This is a genomic window from Flavobacterium caeni (genome assembly GCF_900101895.1).
Taxonomy (GTDB): domain Bacteria; phylum Bacteroidota; class Bacteroidia; order Flavobacteriales; family Flavobacteriaceae; genus Flavobacterium; species Flavobacterium caeni.
The window spans coordinates 1-1952 of sequence record NZ_FMVF01000056.1; the positions used below are offsets into that span (position 1 = coordinate 1).

Below are 1952 nucleotides of genomic sequence, written 5' to 3' on the forward strand. Positions count from 1 at the left end.
CGGCGGTTATGCGGCGGCGACTACTTGTTCAAAACACAATTTTCCATTTTAGAATTGAATAGAGCAAGAATTTCCCTTGACTTTTTATCAGATTCTTCTATAACGCAACCGCCACCTAACATTGCTGTACTAACTATTTTATTATTTATTGTTTCGTCTTTAACTCCAAAAATTGGAGAATATCCTCCAGTATACTGAAAATATGTATACTTTTTTAAACTGCAGAATCCTTGCGCAATTTCTTCAATTCTATTTTTTAGAATTTCGATTTCTGTCTCATTAAGTTTTAAAATTTTAGAATACTTATAAAATACATCACAATCAGAAACCGTATTTATTTCTGATTTTAATTTTTTTTTCAAATTTGAGACGCTTTCGTTTTCAGACAAATTCGAAATAGGATAACTCAATAATTGATTAACATCATTTTCTGCACGCTCTGATTGATAATAACTTTCTTCAACATCATTTTGTGAAATAGCATTTAAAGAAAATAAGAATAGTATTGTTGTTACGATGTTTTTCATAAGCTGTCGCATAACGTTTCGCCTGTAAGCGAAATCGCGGACAAGCGGATTGAGTTTTCTCTGCCAAGATAAAACTTTATTCGTGAAGATGAAAGTTCAACTTACCGAAAACCAGCGCATTTAGCTTACAGGCTGTTATGTAACGTTCTTGTAAATAATCATTTATTTAATCCTTTAGCATATTTATAAAACTCTAGAGAATTTGAAATAATTTCTTTTACTCTTGGATTATCTATGCTCTTGTTGTGTTGCGAAAAAGAATTCAAAACATCATCTTCCGATTTGATTAAGTCGTATTTTGTCCAATCAACTACATAACTTTCAATAATGCCCTTTTTTGTAACTGCATTATACTTTTTGATTAGTGGCGCGCTGTAATTTTCACACAGAGCTTTAACCATTCCAGCAGTTTCAGGATCATCATTAAGAATTTTAAAACATTCTTCGTCTACAACAATTCCGGCCCAACTTTGATTTCCTTCAATTTCGTGAGCTTTTACTAATCCATCGCCAATAACTGTAGTTCCATAACCTTCATTTAAAACTGTAACATTCCCGACTGAAATTCCTCCACGTAATGGAACGCCTTCAGCTATGCATGAACTTGAAAAAATACGACTCATTGCTAGTAAGTATAACAACCCTTTTTTGCTAACAGGTTGTATAAAAATTATACTGTCTGAAATTATATAAGTTTGTATAGTTTCAAGATCCTTAGTTCCTAACAATGGTATGGCTTTGTAAATCATTTTCATGATAGGCTCATTCATATTCAAAGTTTCATAAAATACGGTATTATATATTTCGACGAGATTTTCGTGACTATTATTGCTTACCAAATCTTTGAATCCAAGAATGTCAAAAAATGCGACGTACGATTGCTCCATGTGTTGTTATTTACGATTTTTCTCTGAATGTTACATAACGTTCTCCGCATTTGCGCGGTCGCGTCAAAGCGAACTGAGTTCTCTCTGCCAAGATAGAACTTTCTACGTAAAACCACAACCTCCGGCTACCGAAAACCAGCGATCGCGTAAATGCGGTGTTGCACGATGACGCCTGACAAAGTAAATTGACCCAGCTTATTTTTATAGTTACAAGAAGATTTAAACTTTCAAAGAATTATCTTAGAATTTGCGGTTAGAAAATCTACAAAGTAACCACAACGAAACTCCACAAGATTCTCGACAACGAATTTCGCCGAAGATTTGTTGGGAAATTTTCTAGTCGAAGACGGATTTTCTTCAGGAGATTTCAGCGCAACGAGACTCATATGAAAACCCGACAAAGCTTGGCGACAAAGTTTTCGGCGCTACAATTATATTTTAACATTCAACACAAAGCAAATCATATGAAAATTCAAGACAAAGATTGGATAGGGAAGTGGGTTCTGCGCAATCATCTCCGGGATTCCTCGGCGTTTTC

The 1952-nt window shown here is 34.4% G+C and carries 2 protein-coding genes; both read right to left on the reverse strand.

Annotated elements, in window-relative coordinates; translation table 11 throughout:
- Positions 1-20 precede the first annotated feature (20 nt).
- Positions 21-527, reverse strand: a complete 507-nt coding sequence (locus tag BLP55_RS16440; RefSeq protein ID WP_139149804.1) for a hypothetical protein — start codon at positions 525-527, stop codon at positions 21-23.
- A 158-nt stretch (positions 528-685) separates the two neighbouring features.
- Positions 686-1414 (reverse strand): hypothetical protein, encoded by a 729-nt coding sequence (locus BLP55_RS16445; protein WP_091147454.1) that lies wholly within the window; start codon positions 1412-1414, stop codon positions 686-688.
- Between the last annotated feature and the right edge of the window lie 538 nt (positions 1415-1952).